The sequence below is a fragment of the Ruegeria sp. H7 genome, assembly GCF_056532945.1.
Genome location: NZ_JBQFNZ010000001.1, coordinates 587,953 through 608,087, shown reverse-complemented (window position 1 = coordinate 608,087; position 20,135 = coordinate 587,953). Strand labels below are relative to the sequence as shown.

Here is a 20,135-nt window from a genome sequence, read left to right as displayed (position 1 = left end):
AAACTCCTATGTGGTCGGGCCGGGATGATCGGCAAGGAACGCATTCAGTTCCGGGGTTGTGGGCATGGCGGGGGCGCAGCCGGGATTGGAAACCACGATGGACGCACAGGCTGAACCGCGCAGGACCGCCTGTTCCAGCGACGCGCCAGCAGCGATCGAGGCCAAAAGACCGGCCATGAAACTGTCACCCGCGCCAACGGGTTTGATCGCATCGACCGGGAAGATGCCTGTTTGAATCTCTTGCCCGTCGGTCAGGGTCACGGCACCCTTTTCGCCCATCTTGTAGATGACAACCCGGCCCGGTTTCGAGGCCAGTTCCCGGGCCTTGTCGAACCCTTTTTCGATGCCACCGGCCATGAAACCGAATTCTTCATCATTGCCGACGATCAGGTCGCTGGCCTCTCCGGCGCGGGACAGGACATCGGCGGCCACCTCGGGTGAGGGCCAGCTATAGGGCCGGTAATCGACATCGAAGATCACCGGCAACCCGGCTTTGTGTGCATTGTCAAAAGCGCGGAACGTGGCGCTTCGGGAAGGTTCCGAGGCGAATACCGTTCCGGCGGACAGGACAGCCGAGAATTCCCCATAGTTGACCCGGTCCACGTCATCTTCGGTCACCTGAAAATCGACGGCCCCGTTGCGATAGATGACGTTCTGGAAGTTCTCGGTCCGGCTTTCATACAACGCCAGAGAAGTGCGATATTCGCCGCCCAAAACGCGAATATAGGACGTATCCACCCCGTAATGCCGCAGCCGGTTCAGGCAAAAACGCCCGATTGCGTCATCCGAGACCGAGGTGACCAGCGATGCCTGACTGCCCAGCTTGACCAGACCCGCGCAGATATTGGCCGAGGATCCGCCAAGATCGGCGTGGAACGTCTCGGCATCTTCGCTTTTGACGTTGATGGGATCGGCAAACAGGTCCATGCCAGCACGCCCGAAAACTGCAAAACGGTTCCCTTTGATACCGTCCATCAAAGCGCTCACGTCATATTCCTCCGGCTTAGGGGCGTCGGCAAAGTTTGGACCTTGCGTTGAATCGATTCACACGATACTGATTTTGCAACCGGTTGCAAATGATATGTTCGGAGCCGTGACAGATGCCTGAAATCGGAATTGGAATCGTTGGTGGCGGCTATATGGGCAAGGCGCATTCCGTTGCCATGTCCGCCGTTGGTGCGGTGTTCAACACGGCGCTCAGACCTCGGCTTGAGGTGATTTGCGCGTCCACGCCAGCAAGCGCCGAGCGGTATCGGGAAGCCTATGGGTTTCAGCGCGCGACCCATGACTGGCGCGCTTTGGTCGAGGACCCAAAGGTCGAGGCTGTGGTGATCGCGTCCCCGCAGGAAACCCATCGCCAGATCGCCGAGGCAGCTTTTGCTTTGGGCAAGCCGGTTTTGTGCGAAAAACCGCTGGGTGCGTCGCTTGAGGACAGTCAGGCGATGGTCAACGCTGCCGAGGCTGCGGGTACCGTAAATATGGTCGGTTTCAACTATATCCGCACGCCTGCCAGCCAGTACGCCCGCCAGTTGATCGCCGAGGGCGAGATTGGCAATGTTACCTGGTTTCGGGGCGAGCATACCGAGGATTTCTATGCTGACCCGCAAGCCCCCGCCACATGGCGCACGACGGGGATGGCCAATGGAACAATCGGTGATCTGGCCCCGCATATGGTGAACGGCGCGATGGCTTTGATCGGACCAATTGCGCAGGTCATGGCCGATGTGGAAACCGTGCACCGCACCCGCCCCGGCGGAGAGGTCACAAATGACGATCACGCGCAGATGATGTGCAGGTTTGAAAATGGCGTGATGGGGAACCTCTATTTCAGCCGCGTCGCGACGGGGCGGAAGATGGGCTATGCCTATGAGATTTCGGGAACAAAAGGCGCGATCCGCTTTGATCAGGAAGATCAGAATGCCCTATGGCTTTATCGGCGCGAAGGGCCCGAGGCGCAGCGGGGATTCACCAAAATCCTGACCGGCCCGGCACATCCGGATTACGAACCCTTCTGTCAGGGACCCGGCCACGGCACCGGCTATCAGGATCAGATCATCATCGAGGCCAAGGATTTCCTGCGGGCTATCCACACAGGCGAAGCGATCTGGCCCACATTCCGCGACGGGCATCAGGTCAACCGGGTGCTGGCGGCGGCACTGGCCTCATCGAACCAGCGGCAGTGGGAAAACATCAGCGATTTCTGATCGCTTAACGATACAATCGATAGAGAGACCAAGACCATGGCAAAGCTGAAATGGGGCATGATCGGTGGTGGCGAAGGCAGCCAGATCGGGCCCGCCCACCGGTTGGGCGCGCAGGCGGACGGGATGTTCGAATTCGCCGCAGGCGCGCTGGATCATCGGCCCGAGGTAGGCCGTGAATACGCGCAACGGCTGGGTATTGCTGCCGACCGCGCCTATGGCAATTGGCAAGAGATGCTGGCAGGGGAGAAAGACCGCGACGATCGCGTCGATCTGGTGACGATTGCCACGCCAAACTCGACCCATTTCGAGATCGCCAAGGCGTTTCTGGAAGCCGGGTTCAACGTGCTGTGCGAAAAGCCGATGACCATGACAGTGGAAGAGGGCGAAGAGATCGTTCGCGTCGCAGAAGCCTCGGGCAAGATCTGCGCGGTCAACTATTGCTATTCGGCCTATCCGATGGTTCGTCAGGCCCGCGCCATGGTACGGGCGGGTGATATTGGCAAGGTCCGTCTGGTTGTCACCAATTTCAGCCATGGGCACCACGGCGATGCCACGGATGCCGACAACCCGCGCGTGCGCTGGCGCTACGATCCGGCGATGGCGGGTGTCTCGGGCCAATTCGCGGATTGTGGCATCCACGCGCTGCATATGGCCAGTTTCATCTGCGATGACGAGGTGAAGTCCTTGTCCGCCGATATGGCCTCGACCATCTCCAGCCGGGAACTGGAAGACGACGCGATGGTGAATTTCCGGATGGAAGGCGGCACGGTCGGGCGGCTGTGGACTTCATCCGTTGCCATCGGGCGGCAGCACGGGTTCGACATTCAGGTGTTCGGCGAAACCGGTGGGTTGCGCTGGGCGTCCGAGCAGCCGAACCAGTTGATTTACACGCCTGTCGGTGGGCGCACCCAGATCATCGAAAAGGGCGAGGGCGGGCTGCACGATGAAGTGCAACGCCTGTCTCGAGTGGCGATTGCGCACCCCGAAGGCTTTCCGCTGGCCGTGGCCAATATCTACTGCGATCTGGCTGACGCGATCCGGGGCGAGACGCGCGACGGCTTGCCCGGCGCTGCGGATGGGGTGCGGTCTATCGCGGCAGTCCACGCCGCTGTCGCGTCCGGCAAAGAGCAGGGTGCGTGGAAAGACGCCCGCCCGCCAATGTTTCGCTGATCAAGGGCGGGGCCGCCGCAACGTGCCCCGCTCGATCACCCGACAGGGGAAAATCCGGGCCTCAGGGTATCTCTGAGGCTCTTTCAGCATCTCCTCGACCAGATCAACGGATGAGGTGATGATCTGTTTGATCGGTTGGTGAATGGTGGTCAGATCGACGCTTTCCCACCGGGCCATTTCCATGTCGTTCAGGCCGATGATTCCGATGTCCTGCCCCGGCTTCAGCCCGTGATCCTTCAACGCCGATAACGCGCCGATAGACAGGATGTCGTCGCCGCAGAAATACCCTTCGGCGGGTTTGCCTTGCAGCAGGCGCAGCATTTCCGCGCGCCCCGCCTCGAACGAGTAATTATCCGCGAAAGAATGCGACACGTCGAGGTCGGGATGCTGGTCGGTTTCCTCGATGAACCCCCGATACCGATCCATGGCCGACGTCGCATCTTTTGGCCCACCGAGGTAGCCGACGCGCTTGTACCCGCGCGAAACAAGTTCGCGCGCCGCCATGCGCCCGCATTCGACGTTGTCGATGCCGACCACATGCACCTCGGGCGAGGTCGCCGACCGTCCGAAGGTATGCACCACCGGCACGCCCGCATCGTGGAACGCCTTGGCAAAACTGGGGGGCAGGGTTGATGACGCGACAATGACCGCATCAACTGAATACTGACGCAGCATTCGCACGGAATTGGCAGGCTCGGTCTCATCCGTCAGGTTCACGATCAAAGGCCGAAGCCCACGTTCCTGCAGGGCGCGGGTGAACTGGTCGAACACCTCAAGAAATATCGGGTTATGGAAGTTATTCGAGATCAGGCCAATCAGCTTGGTCCGCCCGGTCGTCAGCGACGAGGCCAGCGCATTCGGGCTGTACCCCAATTCTCGCGCCGCTTTCTCAACCTTGCTGCGCGTTTTGGCCGAGACCGAGGCCCCTTCGGTAAAGGTGCGCGAAACGGCGGATCGGGACACCCCGGCAAGCGCCGCAACATCTTTCAAAGTCACGCTCACAGGGCGTACCGTTCATGCGGTTGGGGTGTGGGTGGGGTCGCGATAATCATTGGGTTTGATTATGCACTATTGCGAAGCGGCTGCAACCGGTTGCAACCTGCCTGAGGTGGTACGAGGCGGCTTGAAAACCGCCTCGACCGGGTATCATCAGCTCGCGCCTTGGGTTTCCAGCGCAGTCAGCAGCGTGCCCAGATTATGCTGGAACATCGCCAGATAGCTTGTGGCCGGGCCACCACGCTCGGACAGGGCGTCCGAAAACAGACGGCCACCGATCTCAATACCGGTTTCGTCCGAGATCTGCTGAACCAAGGCCGGGCTGGTGATGTTTTCAACAAACAAGGCTGCCGCACCTTCGGCTTTCAGTTGGTCGATCAGAACGGCCAGTTCCTTGGCGGACGGCTCGGCTTCGGTGTCGATGCCGACTGGCGCCAGGAAGGTCATGCCATAGGCGTCCGCCAGATAGCCGAACGCGTCATGGGCAGTGACGACAGTGCGGCGGTCTGCGGGCAGGTTCGCCAGTTTGGTTTTGGTTTCGGCGTCCAGTGCCTCCAGCTTGGCGATATACGCGTCGGCATTGGCGGCGATTTCATCTGCATGCTCGGGCATGGCGTCTTTCATCGCGTCCGCCACGTTGGTCACGTAGATCACGCCGTTCAACAGCGAGTTCCAGGCGTGGGGGTCAATTGCACCGTCGACCTCGACCGGCGTGATGCCGTCGGTTGCGACATGCACGGTGGCTTCGGTGCCCGATTCCGCGATCAGCGTGTCGGACCATGTCTCAAAGCCCAGACCGTTGACAAAGATGATGTCCGCCTGCGCCACGGCCTTGGCGTCCGCAACCGACGGCTGATACACATGCGCGTCCGCATCGGGGCCAACGATTGTGGTCACATCGGCCAGGTCGCCCACGACCTCTTCGACCATGTCGCCGAGGATCGAGAAGCTGGCGACGACCTTGACGTGGTCTTCACCTGCATAGGCTGGCAGGGCAACCAGAGCGAGGGATGCCGTGGCAATACCGGCATAGAGGGATTTCATAAGAGTCATTGAGCTCTCTCTTCTTGTGGAACTTGCGCGACGGGGATGTCTTTCGAAACGGACGGTTTGCGCAGCCGTCCGCCAAAACCAAGCGGCCCAAAGATGGCCGAAAACAGGAAGAACCCGCCCGCGACCAGCACGATGGCCGGGCCGGATGGCGTGTCGGGAAACAGGTAGGACAGGGTCAGACCGATCCAGCAGCTGGACAGGGCGAAAAGGAAACCCAAAACCAGCTGCGCCGTGATGGTACTTGCCCAATACCGCGCGGCGGTTGCGGGCAGGATCATCAGGCCGACAGCCATAAGTGTGCCCAGCGTCTTGAACGCGGCCAGCAGGTTCAGAACCAGCAGCAGCATAAAGCCCTGATCGACCAGCCAGGGGCGGCGCGTCTGGGTTTCGAAAAACACCGGGTCGCAGGTGCTGACAATCAAGGGGCGCAGCAGGACAGCAAAGGCCACCAACGTCACGGTCGCGACCCCACCCACCAGCATCATCGACGCATCGTCAATCCCGAGGATCGAACCGAACAGGAAGCTTTTCAGCGGAACGGCGGACCCGGCTGCGGATAGAATGAATATCCCTATGGCCAAGGCGATCAGGTACAGCGAGGCAAGGCTGGCATCGCTGCGCAGGATCGTCCGGCGAGCAAGCAAAGCCGTAAGGATGGCCACCCCGACCCCAGCAATCAGCCCGCCGACCAACAGCGACATGACCGATAGACCCGCCGTCACGAACCCGATGACGATGCCGGGCGTAATCGCGTGGGCCATGGCTTCACCCGCCAGTGACAGGCGGCGCAGGACAAGGAATGCCCCCACCGGCGCGACCGAGGCCGACAGAACGGTGGTCGCCACAAAGGCGCGGCGCATGAAGGCAAAGCTCCACATTTCGGTAAGCAGATCAAACACGGGCATGCTCCGATGCTGAAGGGTTTCCACGGAACATCCACGAGGCCTGACTTTCGGACAGATACCCCTGCGCGACCAGCCGGTCGGGCGTCAGGACGTCATTCACCGGACCATGGGTCGCTTCTTGCCCGCCCAACAGCAGGGCATGGCTGCAATGGTCCAGAACCGATGACAGGTCATGCACGACCAGCACAACGGCGCGGCCCTCATCCCGCCAGCGGCGGATGATCGTCAGCAGATGCGCCTCGGTGCTTTGGTCAACGGCGGCAAAGGGTTCGTCCAGCAGGATCAAAGGGGCGTCCTGCATGATGACACGCGCGAACAGGGCGCGCTGAAGCTGGCCACCCGACAGCATGTGAAGCGGACGGTCGGCGATGTCCAGAACCCCGGCCTCGTCCAGTGCTGCGGTCATCCGGTCGCGCGCGGCGCGGTCCAGACCGGATCGGAAGCCAAACCCACGCCAGGCCCCCATCGCGGCCAGATCGCGCACGCGGATGGGAAAGCGGCGGTCAAACTCGGTCATTTGCGCCAGATAGCCGATGGCGCCGGGGCGGCCATTGGGCCAGTTCATGCTGCCCGAAAGCGGATCCAGCAGACCCAGCAGCATCTTCACAAACGTGCTTTTGCCCGACCCATTGGCCCCCAGAACGGCCAGAGTTGTGCCGGCTTCAATATCCATGGACAGGCGACGGAACAGCGTCAGATCAGGGTATCCAAGCGTCAGATCGCGGAGTTGCAAGACAGCCGTCATCACAGCACCACGTAAATCGCAAGACACAACACAGCCGACACGGCCAAAGCGCCAGCAATCAGCGCCACAACGCTGAATTCGGTTAGGCAGCGCCCTCGTGCACCCGAGTCGTCATGGGTAATGTGCCGCGTCATCGGGATACCCCAATGGCTTGCGCGCAAACAGGGGTGTTGCAGGTCACCGGGGCAACGGTCACCCGATGCGGGTTGCAGGGTGGAAATTCATTTGTTTGCAATGACAAAAGCATCGCCTCCTTCGCGAGGTCGAGGGCAAAGCGAGTGCAAGGTTTTGGACGGCACAGGCCGTTTGAAACATTGTCATCTCCCTCTGGGACACCCCGCCCAGGTTCATTCAAATTCGGATGGCAGGTCTCCTGACTTGCGGGTCAACGCTGTCCCGATCCTTCCCAGGCAAATGCCCAGTGGACGATCTCGGGTCGCTCGCCGCCTACAGTTGCGGGGGCAGTCACGGAATTGGCCATGGGGCCGCACCGTATTCCCTTTTATCCCGTCCGCAGAAAGCGGTCGGGAACCATCGCGGGCGACAGAACATGAAACACCTTGATTCGACAAGAGCACGTTCTAGAACGTTGTTGTTATCGGACGCGCCGGTTTCGACAGGCAAAAGAGCTTCGTGGCAACTTGTGGCATAAAAAGCGTGGTTTTTGGGGTGGCAGGTCCGAACGGAGATCCACAGGCGAAAAGGCCTGCCGGGCGCAAGTTATAACCGCCCATTGCCTTGATATCATGTATATGGAGAAGTGGTGGGCGACCCTGGAATCGAACCAGGCGTGCGTCTCCGCGAGGGAGTTACAGTCCCCTGCCACACCTTGCGGCCTGTCGCCCACTGTCAGGCGTTGCACCTGACGTGGAGGCGTGATTACTAGCGCACCAAAGGAGCGTCAACAGGAAAATTCCGCTTTGACGCAGGAAACCGAATTCCCGGCCCGGAGGCCCCCAAAATGAAAAAACCCAAGTGGGTCGTCGAAAAGGAACAGGCGCGAAAAGCCGCTGCTGCAGAGACCGTTTGGTTGTTCGGCCTTCACGCCGTACGCGATGCTCTGATGAACCCCAAACGCCAGAAACTGCGTCTGATCGTGACCCGAAATGCCCGCGACAAACTGGCTGAAGCCATTGAGTTTGCAGGGATCGAAGCCGAGATGGTCGATCCGCGCAAGTTCACGGCACCTATCGATGCAGGCTCGGTCCATCAGGGTGCGGCGCTTGAGGTCAAACCGCTGGAGTGGGGCGGTCTGGCTGAAAACTGCATCGGGCGCGAACACCCGCGCGTGATCCTGCTGGACCGGGTGACCGACCCGCATAACGTGGGGGCGATTCTGCGCTCGGCCGAGGTTCTGGGCGCAAGCGCCGTGATCGGTACGCGGCACCATTCTGCGCCTGAAACCGGGGCGCTGGCGAAAACGGCCAGCGGCGCGTTGGAACGTCAGCCCTATCTGCGGGTGCGCAATCTGGCCGACACGATCACCGAATTGCAGGAAATGGGCTTTCTGGTGCTTGGGCTGGACGGTGAGGCGCAAGAGACGATCGAAACCGCCCTGGGCGATCAGCGCGAGCGGCCCGTGGCCCTGGTACTGGGCGCCGAAGGGCCGGGATTGCGGCAAAAGACCAAGGAAACGGTTGATCAACTGGTGAAAATTGACGCATCCGGCGGGTTCGGGTCCCTGAACGTCTCAAATGCGGCGGCAATCGCCTTATATGCCTCACGTCACCATTGAACAGGAGAGCGTCATTTCCGGACCATCCAAAATCGCCACCTGCTGTTATTGCGGGACCCGGGCTGCGCTGGTTCTGACCGGTAAAAACCGGCACGAGTTGAGCTGTTCCAATTGCGGCGCACCATTGCATGACCTGAAGAAGCTGCCAAAGCGCAAGGTGGCAAAGCCCAGGCAGGAACGCACCGCAATCAGCCAAGTTGCCCCGCCCAAGGCACGCAAGAAAAAAAAGAAGAAAAGCGTGTTGTATCGGGTGCTGGACGAAGCCTGGGACGTGATCGAGGATATTTTCGACTAAACTGCAACCCAGGCAGCACAGGCGTTCACAACCGCGTCAACAGGGGTTCCCGAAGCGTCAAAAAATTGCACTTTGATACTCTCGATTCTCAGTTGTGGGTTCCGTGATGCTTCGTCGTCGCTCCATCTTTGGTGCAATATTTGCTTTGGCCTTGGCGCCTGCCGTTCAGGCGCAGGATAAACCTGTCTATTTCGCGACCGAAGGGGCCGCGATGGCTGGGTACGATCCCGTGTCTTATTTTGACAGCGACGTTCCGATTCAGGGTCAGCCGACGATTGCCGTGATGTGGAAAGGGGCCGAATGGCATTTCGCGTCGCAGGAAAACCGCGAGCGTTTTGAAAGCAATCCGCGCGCCTATGCGCCGCAATTCGGTGGGTATTGTTCCTACGCGATGGCCAAGGGTGTGCTGAAAAGCACCGACCCGATGGCGTGGCAGGTGGTAGATGGCCGACTGTACCTGACGCATTCGCCGGAAATCGAGCAGATCTGGCAGCAGGACAGGTCGGAATACATCCAGATGGCCGAACAGAACTGGCCGGTGGTTTTGTACGAGGAATAGGCCGGTTTCCGCTTTTTGTGAAAAGTCATCACAAAAAAGAAGGCCCCCTCTTTTTTTCATCCGGATCATGCTTAAATGTCACAGTGACCGCGGAACGGAACTGCCGCGGGTCATTTCACTGTCCCTCGTTCCAACAACTGGCGCCCAAGGCTTCTTGGGCGCTTTTTTCTTTTTGCGGTCTGTGCTTAGGATGCCGCTATGCCTGACTATTCCGATGATCATCTGAAAGGTATCCTGCAGTGCACCAAACGTGTTGCTGTTGTCGGCGTTTCGATGAATCCTGTGCGGCCCAGCTATTACGTGGCGCGCTACCTGTCGCTGAAGGGGTATACCGTGATCCCTGTCAATCCGGGCCACGCGGGCAAGGACCTGTTCGGTCAGACGGTGTGCGGCAGTTTGGCCGAGATTTCCGAGCCCGTTGACATGGTGGATATCTTCCGACGGTCCGAGGCTGTTCCGCCGATTGTGGATGAGGCTTTGGAGGTCTTCCCCGATCTTCGCACGGTCTGGATGCAGATTGGCGTCGAACACGCCGAGGCCGCGGCCAAAGCGCAGGCGCGCGGCGTGGATGTAGTGATGAACCGTTGCCCGAAGATCGAATATCAGCGCCTGTTTGGCGAGTTGCGCATGGGTGGATTCAGCACCGGCATCATCTCATCCAAGCTTTAGCTTATTCAGCCGGGTAGGGCCTTAGCCGGGCCACCTGCGCCTGGCGACGCTTTTCCAGAACCACATTGCGTGGCACCCAATCGTATCTTGTGTCCTTTGACAGAGGCGACCAGTACAGCACGCCGCCATAGCGCCACGGGTCCAGCACGATGCCGTCATCCATCGGGTCTCCGGCACGGCTGATGATGGCGGTGCTGTGGTCGATTCGGAACGGATTGTCCGCGTTGGCGATGGCGCGATGCAGGGTCAGTGTCTGGAACTGTTCCTGCTTCAGACGTCGTTCGACATCCTCGGCCCAATGCCAGCACAACCCACGCGGGCGCAGCCCCCTGTTGACCTTCGCATTGTGGATCAGGGGCGGGTCGGTGATCTGGTATTCCTGCACCAGTTGCGCGGTATAGGCATAGGCGACCCGGGCGGCGCGGTCGGCCTCTTCGGGATCGATGCCGGGGCCGAGTTCGCGAATTTCGGTGGCCAGACGCTGGACTTCGTCGCCGGTCGACGGGGGCGGGGAGGCACAGGCCCCCAGTATCACGAGGGCCAGAACAAAGGCCAAAGCTCTGATCATTCTTATGCCCTCAGGGTTACAGACCGCACAGCCCGATCATAGGGCCGGGGCGGTCGTTCTGAAACCCCGCAGCTTACCCCTTGGGGCGCGCGGCCTTTTCGGCAATACCGCTGAGGCCCTGGCGCCGTGCCAGTTCGGCCAGCACATCGTCTAGTGCCACGTCCCGCGCCGCCAGCATGACCAGCAGGTGATACAGCACATCCGCCGCCTCAGAGGTCAGCCCCGCCTTGTCATTCTTGACGGCTTCGATGATGGCTTCAACGGCCTCTTCCCCGAATTTCTCCGCGCATTTCTCGGGGCCTTTGGCGAGCAGCTTGGCGGTCCAGCTGGAGTCCGGATCGGCGGTTTTGCGGGCCTCAATGGTGGTGGCCAGATCGTTCAGAATGCTCATGTCAGCCTCATCGGAATGCCCGCAGCGGCCATGTGTTCCTTGGCCTCGCGAATGGTATATTCGCCGAAATGGAAGATGGATGCCGCCAGAACGGCACTTGCGCCGCCTTCGGTCACGCCCTCGACCAGATGGTCCAAATTGCCGACGCCCCCGCTTGCGATCACCGGAACATCCACCGCGTCCGAGATCGCGCGAGTCAAAGGCAGGTTGAACCCCGCCTTGGTGCCGTCACGATCCATCGAGGTCAGCAGAATCTCACCCGCACCCTTGGCCACAACGGTCTTAGCAAATTCCACCGCGTCTATGCCGGTGGGTTTGCGGCCGCCATGGGTGAAAATCTCCCACTTGCCGGGACTGACGGTCTTGGCGTCGATCGCGCAGACGATGCACTGGCTGCCAAACTGATCCGCAGCCTCGGCGATTACGTCCGGGTTCGCTACAGCAGCCGAGTTGAAGCTGACCTTATCCGCCCCCGCCAGCAACAGGGCCCGCACGTCGTCCTTGGTGCGCACGCCGCCGCCCACGGTCAGGGGCACGAAACACTGCTCTGCCGTGCGCTGCACCACGTCGAACATGGTGCCCCGGTTTTCATGCGTGGCGTGGATGTCCAGAAAACAAATCTCATCCGCCCCGGCGGCGTCATAGGCCTTGGCCGATTCCACCGGGTCGCCCGCATCGCGCAGGCCTACAAAGTTCACACCTTTGACCACGCGGCCATCGGCAACATCCAGACAGGGAATGATACGGGTTTTCAGCATGGGTCGTCCTTTGTTGAGCGCACCTCTACCGGCAAAGCCCCGCCGATGCCAGACTTGTGATTGCCACCCCTCTCAAAGCTGTGAAAACTGTTCCCAAATTCAGCAGGAGATCAATGAGATGCGAAACCTCTTTTTGACGACCACATTCATTTTTGCAGGAGCAGTCGCCGCAATGGCAGACGATATCATCAAGGTGGAAACCGACAAATCCGTGGCCGAGGCGCTGGACGCGCTTGAAGCCGCAGTGGGCAATGCAGGCGCAACCGTCTTTGCCCGGATCGATCATGCGGCCGGGGCCGAGAAGGTTGGCACACCCATCCCGCCCAATCAGGTTCTGATCTTTGGCAACCCCACACTGGGCACGCCAGTGATGCAGATTGATCCGCGCGCAGGTCTGTTCCTGCCGCTGAAAGTGCAGGCCTATGAAGACGAAAACGGGCAGGTCTGGTTGGCCTATGAAGACCCGAAAGAGACCATGGACGAGCTTGATGATGTCGAAAACTCGCCCGTGATCGAAAAGATGCGCGGTGCGTTGAACAAACTGACCTCGGCTGCCGCGCAGTAGGGGTTAAGACAGGGCGCGAATGGCCTCGGCCAGGTCAATCGCGCCATCATAAAGCGCGCGACCCGAAATCGCACCGTTCAACTCAACGCCGCAGTCGCGCAGGGCGATCAGGTCGTCCAGTGAACTGACACCGCCCGAGGCAATTACCGGGATCGACACAGCCTGCGCTAATGCTGCTGTCGCCTCGATATTCGGGCCCTGCATCGCGCCATCGCGGTTGATGTCAGTGTAGATGATCGCGGCAACGCCTGCATCCTCGAAGCTGCGCGCAAGGTCAGTGACCTGCACGTCGGTTTCCTCGGCCCAGCCTTTGGTCGCAACCATACCGTTGCGCGCATCGATGCCCACGGCGACTTTGCCCGGGAATGCTTTGGACGCTTCGCGCACCAGATCGGGGTTTTCGACGGCGACAGTGCCCAGAATGACGCGCGCCAGCCCCTTGTCGATCCAGGTCTCGATGGTTGCCATGTCGCGGATGCCGCCGCCCAGCTGCGCGGGCACATCGCAAGCCTTCAGAATCGCCTCAACGGGGGCGGCATTGACCGGCTCGCCCGCAAACGCGCCGTTCAGGTCGACCAGATGCAGCCATTCGCACCCGGCCTCGACAAAAGCGCGGGCCTGCGCTGCCGGGTCCTCGTTGAACACGGTGGCTTTGTCCATTTCTCCGCGCAGCAGGCGAACGGCGTTGCCGTCTTTCAGGTCGATGGCGGGGTAGAGGATCATGTCGGGCGGCCCTATCTAAGTGTTACACGCGCGGCATATCGCACAGGCGGGGCAGGGGATGCAACGCGACGCTGGGTCATTCTTGCCCACACGCACGCCTCGGGTCAGACTGCCCGCAAATCAGGGAGGTTGATTATGAAGAAACTCACTCTTGCCGCCGGTTTTGTAGCACTGGCCACCGGTGCCTTTGCCGATCCGGTCGATGGCATCTGGAAAACCCAAGCAGGTGATGAAGGCGGTTACCTGCACGTATCCATTTCGGAGTGCGGCAGCGCCGTCTGCGGAACCATTGACAGTGCATTTGATGGCAGCGGCAATCAAAACTTGGAATACGAGAATCTGGGCAAGCAAATCATTTGGGACATGGTCCCTGAAGGTGACGGGAGCTATGACAATGGCAAGATCTGGGCCCCAGACCGCGACAAGACCTATAACTCGAAGATGACTCTGGACAGCCAGAATCAACTGACCGTCAAAGGCTGCGTTGCTGGTGGTCTGGTCTGTCGCGGGCAGACCTGGACGCGCGTTCAGTAATTGCTCAGGGGGCCCAGGTCAGGAAATTCCCGATCATGCGCAGGCCCACATCCTGACTTTTCTCAGGATGGAACTGCATCCCAACCATTGTGTCGCGGCCAATCACGGCCGTGACCTCTTGCCCATAGCCCACATAGGCCAGCCGCTGCGCCGGATTGCTGACCCGGAAGTGGTAGGAGTGAACGAAATAGGCATGATCGCCTGAACGCACCCCATCGAACACCGGGTGGTCGCTTTCCAGAACCAGATCGTTCCAGCCCATATGCGGCACTTTCAATGCGCGATCTGACGGCTCGATTCGAACAACATCGCCGCCAACCCAGCCCAGCCCGTCGGTTTCTGTGTATTCGTGCCCCTTCGAGGCCATCAATTGCATTCCCACGCAGATGCCCAGAAACGGGCGGCCCTTTTGTTCGACCGCCTCGACCATCGCGTCATAGATGCCCTTGTGCCCGCGCAACTCGGCAGCGCAGGCCGGGAACGCTCCATCGCCTGGCAACACCAGGCGATCCGCACGCGCCACGACATCCGCGTCCGATGTCACGACAACCTCACCCGCGTCCACCTCACGCGCCATGCGCTGAAACGCCTTCTCGGCCGAGTGCAGATTGCCCGACTCATAATCAATGATCGCAGTCAGCATGATACGGACCTGTTCTTCTTCTTGTTCCAAATACGGCGGGGTGAATTGGCCGCAGGCCAAGAGGGGCAGCGCCCCTTACGACCGCCTACAAAGCGCCTTTGGTGGATGGAATCGCATCCGCCTTGCGCGGGTCGGTCTCAACCGCCAGCCGCAATGCGCGCGCGACAGCCTTGAACGCCGCCTCGGCGATGTGGTGGCTGTTGAAACCGTGCAGCTGATCTATATGCAGCGTGATACCGCCATGAGTGGCCAGCGCCTGAAAGAACTCGCGCACCAGTTCGGTGTCGAAATTGCCTATCTTGGGCGTTGGCAGATCGACATTCCAGATCAGGAACGGACGCCCCGACAGGTCCAGCGCGCAACGCACCTGCGCGTCATCCATCGGCAAATGACACTCGCCATAGCGACGGATGCCCTTCTTGTCGCCAAGGGCCTGTGTCAGCGCCTGTCCTAGCGCGATGCCGGTATCCTCGACCGTGTGGTGATCATCGATGTGATAATCGCCTTTGGCCCGGATCGTCATGTCGATCAGCGAATGGCGCGCAAGCTGGTCCAGCATGTGGTCGAAAAAGCCAACGCCGGTCTGATTGTCATACTGGCCGGTGCCGTCCAGATTGACCTGAACCGAAATCTCGGTCTCAGCGGTCTTGCGGCTGATTGATGCGGTGCGCATGGGCGAATTCCTTTTGCTTCGAGGGAGCTTATAGACGGGGTGGGGCGGATTGATCCAGACCATGTGTGGCATTCGCCGCAAACTGTTGCAGGGGATTGCACCCGGCCCGGCCACGTGCCAGCCTGCCGGCAAGTCAATTGAAGGACCGACGCCATGTCCACTTGCGTTTTCATCCAGATTCGCTGCCACCCCGGCACCACCTACAGTGTGGCCGAGGAAATCGCGCTGCGCGAAATCCATTCCGAACTCTATTCGACAAGCGGCGAATATGACCTGCTGCTGAAGCTCTATATCCCGGAAACCGAGGACGTGGGCCATTTCATCAATGAAAACCTGCTGGTCATCCCAAACATCGAACGGTCGCTGACCACGATGACGTTCAAGGCTTTCTGAAGGTTTTTTGTATCTGGAGCGGGCGAGGCGATTCGAACGCCCGACCCTAACCTTGGCAAGGTTATGCTCTACCCCTGAGCTACGCCCGCATCAGATACATATGTGTCGGTCCGAAGACCTCTCAATGGAGCGGGCGAGGCGATTCGAACGCCCGACCCTAACCTTGGCAAGGTTATGCTCTACCCCTGAGCTACGCCCGCGCCGTTGAGTGAGGAGGGATGTATAAATTCCCACGCGGGGCTGCAAGTGGAAAATGCGGCGCAATCGAATTTTCTTTTGCGCCGCCGGGGCCCGTCAGATGGCAAGAACGAAGCTGGTGATGGCCGTACCCAAAAGGGCGATATAGGTCAGGATCATCCCGTACATCCGCAGCGGCTGAATCTGAGGCGTGCGGCCGAAACCATAGGCGTGCATCAGGCGTCCGACCAGAAGGGCCGCGCCAAATGCGTGGATCAGCCAGCCTTCGGCCCCCTGAATTTCGATTATCGCCAGCAACAGCAGGGTGAAGGGGGCGTATTCCAGGCAGTTCTCCTGCGTGCGCATCGCCTTGAGCACTTCTTCCTTCCCGCCATCCCCGAACGAGACCAGGCCCGAGCGGCGATACCGGACGACGAGAAGGCTGAGCACAACATACAGAATGGCGATGGGGGCCGCATAAAGCGGGGTGATCGATAGCATTGGTCCTGTTTCTCCTCGGGCCGTTATGCAACCGCCGGGTCGTCCGGGCGGCTTTACAGGCAAGGGGACTAAACCGGTCGGTTCAGTTCAGCCAGTCACAGTTTTGTGTAGATGTGGCATGTCGGTCGAATGCGTGCGGAAACTGCCACGATCGTCCTGTTGGACCGGAGGTGATCTGACGATTAGCGGCAGTTGTGGGGGCAGTTGAGCCCTGAGGTAATGGGGTAAGGCCGGAAAGCCGACCCGTGACGGTTGTACCTTGCAAAAACAAAGGCGCGCCGGTGGCGCGCCTTTTTTCGTCGATTGCTTGAATGTCAGTTACTCAAGCTCAACCAACAGGTCCTTGGCGTCAATCTGACCGCCGGGCTGAACATGGACAGCTTTGACAACTGCGTCGCGTTCGGCGTGGATGCCGGTTTCCATCTTCATCGCTTCGATGGTCAGCAGCATGTCGCCTTCCTTGACCTCTTGCCCGGCTGTCACAGCGACGGTTGCCACGACACCCGGCATCGGCGCGCCGACATGGTTGGGATTGCCGGCTTCGGCCTTCGGACGGGCCTGTGTGGTCGAGGTCACCATGCGGTTCGGTACCCGGATCACGCGGGGCTGGCCGTTGAGTTCAAAGAACACTTTGACCTCGCCCTTTTCGTCGGTGTCGCCAATGGCCTGACAACGGATTTCCAGCGTCTTGCCGGGATCGATTTCCGCCGTGATCTCTTCGCCCGGCTCCATGCCGTAGAAGAAGGTGCGCGTGGGCAGGGTGCGGACCGGGCCGTAAACCCGGTGGCGGCCCATGTAGTCCAGAAAGACCTTGGGATACATCAGGTATCCGTTCAGGTCTTCGTCATCGACCTCCATGCCTTCCAACTGTTTGGACAGATCGGCACGGGTGGCTTCCAAATCGACCGCTTCGACCCCCTTGCCGGGGCGCTCGGTATTGGGCGTTTCGTCCTTCAGCACCTTCTTGATGATCGACTCGGGGAACCCGCCCGGAGGCTGGCCCAGATTGCCGCGCATCATGTCCACCACCGAGTCGGGGAAGGCCACATCCGTCGACGGGTCTTCGACCTGTTCCCGGGTCATGTTCTGGCTGACCATCATCAGCGCCATGTCGCCCACCACCTTGGACGAAGGCGTCACCTTCACGATATCGCCGAACATCTGGTTCACGTCGGCATAGGTCTGCGCGACCTCGTGCCAGCGCTCTTCAAGGCCGAGGCTGCGGGCCTGCGCCTTGAGGTTGGTGAACTGACCGCCCGGCATCTCGTGCAGGTAAACCTCAGAGGCCGGGGCCTGCAGACTGGATTCGAACGCCGCGTACTGGCCGCGGACTGCTTCGAAATAGTCGCTGATCTCACGGATCGCCTTGATGTCCAGCCCGGTGTCCCGCTCGGTATGACGCAGGGCTTCAACCACGGTGCCTAGCGTTGCCTGCGAGGTGTTGCCGCTGAAGCTGTCCATCGCGCAATCCACCGCATCCACGCCCGCCTCGGAAGCCGCCAGAATGGTTGCGCTGGCGATACCGGCGGTGTCGTGCGTGTGGAAGTGGATCGGCAAGCCGACCTCTTCCTTCAGCGCGCGGATCAGGATCTTGGCCGAGGCCGGTTTCAGCAGGCCCGCCATATCCTTGAGGCCCAGCACATGCGCCCCAGCATCGCGCAGCTCTTTCGCCATGCCGACATAGTATTTCAGGTCATACTTGGCGCGGTCCGGGTCCAGTATGTCGCCGGTATAGCAAACTGTGCCTTCACAGATCTTGCCGCTCTCAACAACCGCATCCATCGCAACGCGCATATTCTCGACCCAGTTCAGCGAGTCGAACACGCGGAACACGTCGATGTTCTGCGCTGCCTGACGCACAAATTCCTGCACGACGTTGTCGGGGTAGTTGGTATAGCCAACCCCGTTTGCGCCGCGCAGCAGCATCTGGGTCATCAGGTTCGGCATCGCCTCGCGCAGATCGCGCAAGCGCTGCCACGGGCATTCCTGCAGGAAGCGATAGGCCACATCGAAGGTCGCGCCGCCCCAGCATTCGACGCTGAACAGCTGTGGCAGGTTGGCCGCATAGGTCGGGGCAACCTTGATCATGTCGATCGAGCGCATCCGGGTCGCCAGCAGCGACTGGTGCCCGTCCCGCATGGTGGTGTCGGTGATCAGCAACTGCCGCTGCGCCTTCATCCAGTCGGCAACCGCCTGCGGGCCTTTCTGTTCCAGCAGGTTGCGGGTGCCCATCTGCGGCTCGGCCTTAGCGGCCGGGGCTTTGGCCTCTTTCAGATCGGCACGCGGTTCCGGGCGGTCCTTGGTTTCGGGATGCCCGTTCACGGTGATATCCGCGATGTAGGTCAGAACCTTGGTGCCCCGGTCGCGGCGGCGCTTGAACTGGAACAGGTCCGGCGTCGTGTCGATGAACTTGGTGGTGTATTCATTCGACAGGAATGTCGGGTGCTTTAGCAGGTTGATGACAAAGTCGATATTGGTGCTGACGCCGCGAATACGGAACTCGCGCAGGGCGCGGTCCATTCGGGCAATCGCAGCCTCCGGCGTCGGCGCTTTCGCGGTGACCTTGGTCAGAAGCGAGTCGTAATAGCGGGTAATCACCCCGCCCGCGTAAGCCGTGCCGCCATCCAGTCGGATGCCCATACCAGTGGCCGAGCGGTACGCAGTAATGCGGCCATAATCGGGGATGAAGTTGTTCTGCGGGTCCTCAGTTGTGATCCGGGTCTGCAACGCATGACCGTTCAGGCGCACATCGGCTTGGCTGGCGGCACCGGTGGCCTCGGCCAGGGTTTTACCCTCGGCGATCAGAATCTGAGCCTGCACGATGTCGATACCGGTGACCTCTTCGGTGACAGTGTGTTCCACCTGCACGCGGGGGTTCACCTCGATGAAATAGAACTTGCCGGTTTCCATATCCATCAGAAACTCGACCGTGCCTGCGCATTCATAGTTCACATGGGCACAGATCTTGCGGCCCAGTTCGCAGATTTCCGCGCGCTGTTCTTCGGACAGGTAAGGGGCAGGGGCGCGTTCGACGACTTTCTGATTCCGACGCTGGACCGAGCAGTCGCGTTCATAGAGGTGATAGATTTCACCATGCTTGTCGCCCAGAATCTGCACCTCGACATGACGCGCGCGGGTGATCATCTTTTCCAGATAGCCCTCGCCATTGCCGAATGCGGCCTCGGCCTCACGCCGACCTTCCAGCACCTTTTCTTCCAGCTCATCCTCGGAGTTGATGGGACGCATGCCGCGCCCGCCGCCGCCCCAGCTGGCCTTCAGCATAAGCGGATAGCCGATCTCTTTGGCCTCAGCCCGGATCGCATCCATGTCATCGCCCAGAACCTCGGTCGCGGGGATCACCGGAACACCTGCCTCAATCGCCACGCGCCGCGCGCTGGCCTTGTCGCCCAGGGCGCGCATGGTCTCGGCCTTTGGTCCGATGAAGGTGATGCCGTTCTGAACACAGGCATCCACAAAGTTGGGATTTTCGGACAGCAGGCCATAGCCCGGATGGATCGCATCCGCGCCGCATTCCTTGGCCACCCGGATGATCTCGTCAATCGACAAATAGGCCGCGACCGGTCCCATGCCTTCGCCAATGCGATATGCCTCATCCGCCTTGAAACGGTGCAGGCCCAGCTTGTCTTCTTCGGCAAAGACGGCGACGGTGCGTTTGCCCATCTCATTGGCTGCGCGCATGACGCGGATAGCGATTTCGCCGCGGTTGGCGATCAGGATCTTGTTGAAGTCGGTCATTTTAGGTCCCGGTCATTTAGGTGTGGCCTTTTAATAGGCGGACAATACGCGTACGTATATCAGTCGTTCTGGGTAGAACCGGCATGTTATCGCTCGCAAACGCCGCCTTATGGCGGTTTCTC

General features: G+C 60.3%; 23 protein-coding genes, 3 tRNA genes and 1 riboswitch. Of the genes, 9 read left to right on the top strand and 17 right to left on the bottom strand.

The window, feature by feature from the left end; translation table 11 throughout:
* Nucleotides 1–6: 6 nt before the first annotated feature.
* The gene (gene iolC / locus ACR0AC_RS02865) at nt 7–975 is read right to left on the bottom strand and encodes a 5-dehydro-2-deoxygluconokinase (RefSeq protein WP_170453122.1); all 969 of its coding nucleotides are present in this window, start codon (nt 973–975) and stop codon (nt 7–9) included.
* 125 nt (nt 976–1,100) lie between these two features.
* On the opposite strand from iolC, the gene ACR0AC_RS02860 reads away from it, so the two are divergent.
* Together ACR0AC_RS02860 and ACR0AC_RS02855 are read left to right on the top strand one after the other, a co-directional pair.
* A complete protein-coding gene (locus ACR0AC_RS02860; protein ID WP_480871859.1) occupies nt 1,101–2,204 on the top strand; it encodes a Gfo/Idh/MocA family protein in 1,104 nt (367 codons plus the stop codon).
* A gap of 36 nt (nt 2,205–2,240) precedes the next feature.
* Nucleotides 2,241–3,374 (top strand): Gfo/Idh/MocA family protein, encoded by a 1,134-nt coding sequence (locus ACR0AC_RS02855; protein ID WP_170633669.1) that lies wholly within the window; start codon nt 2,241–2,243, stop codon nt 3,372–3,374.
* Here the strand turns inward: ACR0AC_RS02855 and ACR0AC_RS02850 are convergent, their stop codons facing one another.
* From ACR0AC_RS02850 to ACR0AC_RS02825, 6 genes are all read right to left on the bottom strand, one after another.
* Nucleotides 3,375–4,376, bottom strand: coding sequence for a LacI family DNA-binding transcriptional regulator (locus ACR0AC_RS02850; RefSeq protein WP_170452201.1), 1,002 nt, complete (start codon nt 4,374–4,376; stop codon nt 3,375–3,377). It abuts the gene before it with no gap.
* A 147-nt stretch (nt 4,377–4,523) separates the two neighbouring features.
* Complete coding sequence (locus tag ACR0AC_RS02845; protein WP_170523220.1) at nt 4,524–5,423, bottom strand: metal ABC transporter solute-binding protein, Zn/Mn family; 900 nt, start codon at nt 5,421–5,423, stop codon at nt 4,524–4,526.
* Nucleotides 5,420–6,322: a metal ABC transporter permease gene (locus tag ACR0AC_RS02840; protein WP_480871856.1), complete on the bottom strand. Its 903-nt coding sequence runs from the start codon at nt 6,320–6,322 to the stop codon at nt 5,420–5,422. Before ACR0AC_RS02840 ends, ACR0AC_RS02845 begins: the two co-directional genes overlap by 4 nt.
* A complete protein-coding gene (locus tag ACR0AC_RS02835) occupies nt 6,315–7,073 on the bottom strand; it encodes a metal ABC transporter ATP-binding protein (protein ID WP_170452197.1) in 759 nt (252 codons plus the stop codon). Before ACR0AC_RS02835 ends, ACR0AC_RS02840 begins: the two co-directional genes overlap by 8 nt.
* A complete protein-coding gene (locus ACR0AC_RS02830; protein ID WP_480707800.1) occupies nt 7,073–7,207 on the bottom strand; it encodes a hypothetical protein in 135 nt (44 codons plus the stop codon). The genes ACR0AC_RS02835 and ACR0AC_RS02830 overlap by 1 nt, the downstream gene beginning before the upstream one ends.
* Before the next feature lie 212 nt (nt 7,208–7,419).
* A riboswitch (cobalamin riboswitch) is annotated at nt 7,420–7,624 on the bottom strand.
* A gap of 210 nt (nt 7,625–7,834) precedes the next feature.
* Nucleotides 7,835–7,918 (bottom strand) — tRNA-Tyr (locus tag ACR0AC_RS02825).
* A gap of 116 nt (nt 7,919–8,034) precedes the next feature.
* Between ACR0AC_RS02825 and rlmB the strand changes: the two genes are divergently transcribed.
* The 4 genes from rlmB (at nt 8,035) to ACR0AC_RS02805 (ending at nt 10,331) form a co-directional block, all read left to right on the top strand.
* Nucleotides 8,035–8,808: a 23S rRNA (guanosine(2251)-2'-O)-methyltransferase RlmB gene (rlmB, locus tag ACR0AC_RS02820; RefSeq protein ID WP_480871854.1), complete on the top strand. Its 774-nt coding sequence runs from the start codon at nt 8,035–8,037 to the stop codon at nt 8,806–8,808.
* On the top strand, nt 8,768–9,103 hold the full coding sequence (locus ACR0AC_RS02815; RefSeq protein ID WP_480871852.1) for a hypothetical protein: 336 nt from the start codon (nt 8,768–8,770) through the stop codon (nt 9,101–9,103). The genes rlmB and ACR0AC_RS02815 overlap by 41 nt, the downstream gene beginning before the upstream one ends.
* A 106-nt stretch (nt 9,104–9,209) precedes the next feature.
* Nucleotides 9,210–9,662: a YHS domain-containing (seleno)protein gene (locus ACR0AC_RS02810; protein ID WP_170452148.1), complete on the top strand. Its 453-nt coding sequence runs from the start codon at nt 9,210–9,212 to the stop codon at nt 9,660–9,662.
* 198 nt (nt 9,663–9,860) lie between these two features.
* Nucleotides 9,861–10,331, top strand: a complete 471-nt coding sequence (locus ACR0AC_RS02805; RefSeq protein ID WP_480871850.1) for a CoA-binding protein — start codon at nt 9,861–9,863, stop codon at nt 10,329–10,331.
* A gap of 1 nt (nt 10,332) precedes the next feature.
* Here ACR0AC_RS02805 and ACR0AC_RS02800 read toward each other — a convergent pair whose 3' ends face one another.
* The 3 genes from ACR0AC_RS02800 to hisF all read right to left on the bottom strand — a co-directional run bounded on the left by ACR0AC_RS02800 (nt 10,333) and on the right by hisF (nt 12,048).
* Nucleotides 10,333–10,899 (bottom strand): hypothetical protein, encoded by a 567-nt coding sequence (locus ACR0AC_RS02800; protein ID WP_480780294.1) that lies wholly within the window; start codon nt 10,897–10,899, stop codon nt 10,333–10,335.
* 73 nt (nt 10,900–10,972) lie between these two features.
* Complete coding sequence (locus tag ACR0AC_RS02795; RefSeq protein WP_480582320.1) at nt 10,973–11,290, bottom strand: phosphoribosyl-ATP diphosphatase; 318 nt, start codon at nt 11,288–11,290, stop codon at nt 10,973–10,975.
* Complete coding sequence (gene hisF / locus ACR0AC_RS02790; RefSeq protein ID WP_170383233.1) at nt 11,287–12,048, bottom strand: imidazole glycerol phosphate synthase subunit HisF; 762 nt, start codon at nt 12,046–12,048, stop codon at nt 11,287–11,289. The genes ACR0AC_RS02795 and hisF overlap by 4 nt, the downstream gene beginning before the upstream one ends.
* A 172-nt stretch (nt 12,049–12,220) precedes the next feature.
* Between hisF and ACR0AC_RS02785 the strand changes: the two genes are divergently transcribed.
* Nucleotides 12,221–12,613 carry a DUF302 domain-containing protein gene (locus ACR0AC_RS02785; RefSeq protein ID WP_170523313.1) on the top strand — a complete coding sequence of 131 codons (393 nt, stop codon included), beginning with the start codon at nt 12,221–12,223 and terminating at the stop codon, nt 12,611–12,613.
* A gap of 3 nt (nt 12,614–12,616) precedes the next feature.
* Here ACR0AC_RS02785 and hisA read toward each other — a convergent pair whose 3' ends face one another.
* Nucleotides 12,617–13,336, bottom strand: a complete 720-nt coding sequence (hisA, locus tag ACR0AC_RS02780) for a 1-(5-phosphoribosyl)-5-[(5-phosphoribosylamino)methylideneamino]imidazole-4-carboxamide isomerase (protein WP_480625700.1) — start codon at nt 13,334–13,336, stop codon at nt 12,617–12,619.
* 135 nt (nt 13,337–13,471) lie between these two features.
* On the opposite strand from hisA, the gene ACR0AC_RS02775 reads away from it, so the two are divergent.
* Nucleotides 13,472–13,870, top strand: coding sequence for a DUF2147 domain-containing protein (locus ACR0AC_RS02775; protein ID WP_170452135.1), 399 nt, complete (start codon nt 13,472–13,474; stop codon nt 13,868–13,870).
* A 4-nt stretch (nt 13,871–13,874) separates the two neighbouring features.
* Here the strand turns inward: ACR0AC_RS02775 and hisH are convergent, their stop codons facing one another.
* Nucleotides 13,875–14,513, bottom strand: coding sequence for an imidazole glycerol phosphate synthase subunit HisH (gene hisH / locus ACR0AC_RS02770; protein ID WP_480582316.1), 639 nt, complete (start codon nt 14,511–14,513; stop codon nt 13,875–13,877).
* A gap of 85 nt (nt 14,514–14,598) precedes the next feature.
* Nucleotides 14,599–15,186 carry an imidazoleglycerol-phosphate dehydratase HisB gene (gene hisB / locus ACR0AC_RS02765; RefSeq protein WP_480871847.1) on the bottom strand — a complete coding sequence of 196 codons (588 nt, stop codon included), beginning with the start codon at nt 15,184–15,186 and terminating at the stop codon, nt 14,599–14,601.
* A 153-nt stretch (nt 15,187–15,339) separates the two neighbouring features.
* Between hisB and ACR0AC_RS02760 the strand changes: the two genes are divergently transcribed.
* On the top strand, nt 15,340–15,579 hold the full coding sequence (locus ACR0AC_RS02760) for an Lrp/AsnC family transcriptional regulator (protein ID WP_170633603.1): 240 nt from the start codon (nt 15,340–15,342) through the stop codon (nt 15,577–15,579).
* A 14-nt stretch (nt 15,580–15,593) separates the two neighbouring features.
* Here ACR0AC_RS02760 and ACR0AC_RS02755 read toward each other — a convergent pair.
* The 4 genes from ACR0AC_RS02755 to ACR0AC_RS02740 all read right to left on the bottom strand — a co-directional run bounded on the left by ACR0AC_RS02755 (nt 15,594) and on the right by ACR0AC_RS02740 (nt 20,013).
* Nucleotides 15,594–15,668, bottom strand: a tRNA-Gly gene (locus ACR0AC_RS02755).
* Between the two features lie 36 nt (nt 15,669–15,704).
* Nucleotides 15,705–15,779: transfer RNA gene (locus tag ACR0AC_RS02750), tRNA-Gly, on the bottom strand.
* 94 nt (nt 15,780–15,873) lie between these two features.
* The gene (locus tag ACR0AC_RS02745) at nt 15,874–16,257 is read right to left on the bottom strand and encodes an MAPEG family protein (RefSeq protein ID WP_480871844.1); all 384 of its coding nucleotides are present in this window, start codon (nt 16,255–16,257) and stop codon (nt 15,874–15,876) included.
* Between the two features lie 318 nt (nt 16,258–16,575).
* Nucleotides 16,576–20,013 (bottom strand): pyruvate carboxylase, encoded by a 3,438-nt coding sequence (locus ACR0AC_RS02740; protein WP_480871842.1) that lies wholly within the window; start codon nt 20,011–20,013, stop codon nt 16,576–16,578.
* Nucleotides 20,014–20,135: the final 122 nt, after the last annotated feature.